The organism is Protofrankia sp. CiP1_Cm_nod2 (genome assembly GCF_920664355.1).
In the GTDB taxonomy this organism is placed as follows: domain Bacteria; phylum Actinomycetota; class Actinomycetes; order Frankiales; family Frankiaceae; genus Protofrankia.
Genome location: NZ_CAKKTL010000030.1, coordinates 1 through 4061 on the forward strand (window position 1 = coordinate 1; position 4061 = coordinate 4061).

The 4061-nt window shown below is 71.2% G+C and carries 4 protein-coding genes; all 4 read left to right on the forward strand.

The annotated features are described in order from the left end of the window. Window positions 1-2067, forward strand: a 2067-nt coding sequence (infB, locus tag NBW84_RS05310) for a translation initiation factor IF-2 (RefSeq protein WP_250282236.1), incomplete at its 5' end; no start/stop codon positions are given. A 32-nt stretch (window positions 2068-2099) separates the two neighbouring features. Next, window positions 2100-2459 (forward strand): DUF503 domain-containing protein, encoded by a 360-nt coding sequence (locus tag NBW84_RS05315; protein ID WP_250282238.1) that lies wholly within the window; start codon window positions 2100-2102, stop codon window positions 2457-2459. Next, entirely contained in the window at window positions 2452-2925 is a 474-nt protein-coding gene (gene rbfA, locus NBW84_RS05320) for a 30S ribosome-binding factor RbfA (protein WP_250282241.1), read from the forward strand. The genes NBW84_RS05315 and rbfA overlap by 8 nt, the downstream gene beginning before the upstream one ends. 16 nt (window positions 2926-2941) lie before the next feature. Then, window positions 2942-4033, forward strand: a complete 1092-nt coding sequence (locus tag NBW84_RS05325) for a DHH family phosphoesterase (protein ID WP_250282243.1) — start codon at window positions 2942-2944, stop codon at window positions 4031-4033. The last annotated feature ends 28 nt before the right edge of the window (window positions 4034-4061 follow it).

Consider the following 4061-nt stretch of genomic DNA (forward strand, 5'->3'; position numbering starts at 1 on the left):
CGTCCGGCCGGCGCCGGATCCGGTGGGGGCGCGGGTGCCCCCGGCCGTCCCGGCGGTGGCGGTCCCGGCGGCCCTGGTGGTCCCGGTGGTCCCGGCGGCCGACCCACCTCCGGGGGGCGCGGCCGCGGTGGCACCACGGCCGGTGCGTTCGGTCCCGGTGGCCGTGGCCGCCCGGGGCGCCAGCGCAAGTCCAAGCGTGCGAAGCGGCAGGAGTGGGAGAGCGGGCTGGAAGCCCCCCGCATGGGGGCGATGGTCCCGCGCGGCAACGGGCAGGTCATCAGGCTGCCCCGGGGCGCCTCCCTGGCCGACTTCGCGGACAAGATCGACGCCAACCAGGGCGCGCTCGTCCAGGTCGTGTTCACCCAGCTCGGTGAGATGGTGACCGCGACGCAGTCGTGCACGGACGAGACCCTGCAGCTGCTCGGCGTGACGCTCGGGTACGACGTGCAGATCGTCAGCCCCGAGGACGAGGACAAGGAGCTGCTGGAGAGCTTCGACCTGTCCTTCGGCGGTGAGTACGGCGACGAGGTCGAGCTGCAGCCGCGCCCACCGGTCGTGACCGTCATGGGCCACGTCGACCACGGCAAGACGAAGCTGCTCGACGCGATCCGGCAGACGGACGTGGTCAGCGGCGAGGCCGGTGGGATCACCCAGCACATCGGGGCCTACCAGGTCCGGGCGAAGGTCGACGGCGAAGAGCGGAAGATCACCTTTATCGACACCCCTGGTCACGAGGCCTTCACCGCGATGCGTGCCCGTGGCGCGCAGGTGACCGACATCGTGGTGCTGGTGGTCGCCGCCGACGACGGCGTCAAGCCGCAGACGATCGAGGCGCTCAACCACGCCCAGGCCGCGGACGTGCCCATCGTCGTCGCCGTCAACAAGATCGACAAGGAGGGGGCGGACCCGCAGAAGGTGCGCGGGCAGCTCACCGAGTACGGGCTGGTCGCCGAGGAGTACGGCGGTGACGCGATGTTCGTCGACGTCTCCGCCCGCAACCGCACCAACATCGACGGGCTGCTCGAGGCGGTCATCCTCACCGCCGACGCGGCGCTGGACATGCGTGCCCCGACCGAGGTCGAGGCCCAGGGGGTGGCGATCGAAGGCCGGCTGGACCGCGGCCGCGGCCCGGTGGCCACCGTCCTCGTCCAGCGCGGGACGCTGCGGGTCGGGGACTCGATCGTCGCCGGCGAGGCGTTCGGGCGCGTCCGGGCGATGCTCGACGAGCACGGTGACCCGGTGAGCGAGGCCGGCCCGGCCCGGCCCGTCCAGGTGCTCGGGTTCACCAGTGTTCCCGACGCGGGCGACAACTTCCTGGTCGTCCCGGAGGACCGGGTCGCCCGCCAGATCGCCGAGCGGCGGCAGGCGCGCGAACGCAACGCCGAGCTCGCGCTCAGTCGCGGCCGCCCGACCCTGGAGACGATCCTGGAGCGGATGAAGGAGGGCGAGAAGACCCAGCTCAACCTCATCCTCAAGGGCGACGTGTCCGGTTCGGTCGAGACGGTCGAGGACTCGCTCCTCAAGATCGACATCGGCGACGAGGTCTCGTTGCGGATCATCGGGCGCGGCGTCGGTGCGATCACCGAGAACGACGTGAACCTGGCCAGCGCGTCCGACGCGGTCATCCTCGGCTTCAACGTCCGCGCCGAGGGCAAGGCGCGGGAGCTCGCCGAGCGCGAGCGCGTCGACGTCCGCTACTACTCGGTCATCTACCAGGCGATCGAGGACATCGAGAACGCGCTCAAGGGCATGCTCAAGCCGGTCTACGAGGAGATCCAGCTCGGGACCGCCGAAGTCCGCGAGGTGTTCCGGGTGCCGCGGATCGGCAACGTCGCCGGCTGCCTCGTACGCTCCGGGCTCATCCGCCGCAACGCCAGGGCACGCCTGGTCCGCGACGGTGTCGTCGTAGCGGACAACCTCACGGTCGAGTCGCTCAAGCGGTTCAAGGACGACGCGACCGAGGTCAGGGAGGGCTACGAGTGCGGTGTGGGGCTCGGCTCGTTCAACGACATCAAGATCGATGACGTGATCGAGACCTTCGAGCAGCGGGAGGTTCCCCGTTCCTGAGGAGCTTCCCGGGCAGCCTTGAGGACACGGCTATGTGGACAGGAACGGCGGTGTTCGACCTTCTCCTCGGCGACATCCGCTCGCTGAAGGAGAAACGGTCGGCGGTCCGGCCGGTGGTGGCGGAGCTCCGCCGCAGGTATGCGGTGAGTGCGGCGGAGACCGGCCATCACGATCTGCACCGTCGGGTACAGATCGCCGTGGCCGTGGTGGCCGCGGACCGGGCCCACTGCGTCGAGATCGTCGAGGCATGTGAGCGCCTGGTTGCGCAGCGTCCCGAACTGGAGCTGCTTTCGGCGCGAGTACGGTATTTCTCCGACGAGGACGACTCCTCCGACGAGGACGATTCCCCCGACGAGGATGCGGCGACAGTGACGGGAGGAAGCCATGGCTGACCCTGCTCGGGCCCGCCGGCTCGCGGTGCGTATCCGTGAGGTGGTCGCGGCCGCGCTGGAACGTCAGGTGAAGGACCCCCGGCTGGGCATGGTCACCGTGACCGATGCCCGGGTGACGCCGGACCTGACCGAGGCCACCGTCTTCTACACCGTCTACGGCGACGACGCGGACCGGGCGGACTCGGCCCGCGCGCTGGAGTCGGCCAAGGGCCTGCTGCGCAGCCAGGTCGGCCGACAGACCGGGGTCAAGGTCACTCCGGCCCTGACCTTCGTCCACGACCGGCTGCCGGAGGACGCCCGTCACCTCGAGGAACTGATCATCACTGCCCGGAAGCGGGACGCGAGCCTTGCCGGCGTGCGGGATGGCGCCCGACCGGCCGGTGAGGCCGACCCTTACCGTAAGCCTCGTGAGGATGACGAGCCCGCTGGGGGCATGATGTCTGACGAGGGCCTGATGGGGACATGATGGGGGTCGAGCTGCGATGACCGACGTGACGAGCCTCGCGGACCTGTCCCTGCTACCGGTGCCCGAGGCCGGGGACGCAACGGCTCGGGCGCAGGCGGAGTCCGAGGACGTGGCCGGTGAGCAACGGGGCCGCGCGGTGGAGGCGATCCTGTCCGCCGTCCAGGGCGGCGAGAGTATCCTGCTGGTGGCGCACGTCGACCCGGACGGGGACAGCCTCGGGTCGGCGATCGCGCTCGGGCTGGCCCTGCGCACGCTCGGCAGCCGGGCGTCGGTGTCGTTCGACAGCGACCCGTTCGTGGTACCACGTTCCCTGGCCTTCCTGCCCGGCCAGGACCTCCTCGTCCCGCCGTCGCTGGTCCCGGCGACCCCGGACCTGGTGGTGACGCTGGACGCCGGCAGCCTCGGCCGGCTCGGGGCGCTGGGCCGGGTCGCCACCCGGGCCCGCCGGATGGTCGTGATCGACCATCACGCCTCGAACACCCGGTTCGGGGACATCAACGTCATCGACGCCGCCGCAGCGTCCACCAGCGTGATGATCACTGATGTCATCGACGCGCTCGGCGTGGAGCTCGACCACGACCTGGCCGTGGCGATCTACACCGGTCTGGTGACCGACACCGGCTCGTTCCGCTACGCCGCGACGACCCCGGCCGTCCACCAGCTGGCCGCGCGGCTGCTGGCCACCGGCATCCGCCACGACCTGATCACCCGTACGGTGTGGGACACCCACCGCTTCGGCTACCTGCGGCTGCTCGGCGAGCTGCTCGGCCGGGCCCGCCTGGAGCCCGAGTACGACCTGGTCTGGACGTGGTGCGCGTTCCCGGACCTCACCCGCGCCGGGCTCACCCTGGACGAGATCGAAGGGGTGATCGATATCGTGCGGACCACCGCCGAGGCCGAGGTGGCGGTCGTCTGCAAGCAGGGCGCCGACGAGGTCTGGCGGGTGTCGGTGCGTTCCAAGGGCGCCATCGACGTCGGCGCGGTGTGCACTGAGCTCGGTGGCGGCGGCCACCGCTTCGCCGCCGGGCTGACCTCGTCGAACCCCCTTGAGCAGACCCTGGACACCCTGCGCGGCGCGCTGGTGCGAGCACCCCGGCTGCCTGTCTGATGGCTGCCGCCACCGCCCCGGGCGGGGC

Bases quoted from the DNA above. Each gene is read 5' to 3' on its own strand.
- NBW84_RS05315 (WP_250282238.1), top strand. From the start codon at position 2,100: ATGTGGACAGGAACGGCGGTGTTCGACCTTCTCCTCGGCGACATCCGC.
- rbfA (WP_250282241.1), top strand. From the start codon at position 2,452: ATGGCTGACCCTGCTCGGGCCCGCCGGCTCGCGGTGCGTATCCGTGAG.
- NBW84_RS05325 (WP_250282243.1), top strand. From the start codon at position 2,942: ATGACCGACGTGACGAGCCTCGCGGACCTGTCCCTGCTACCGGTGCCC.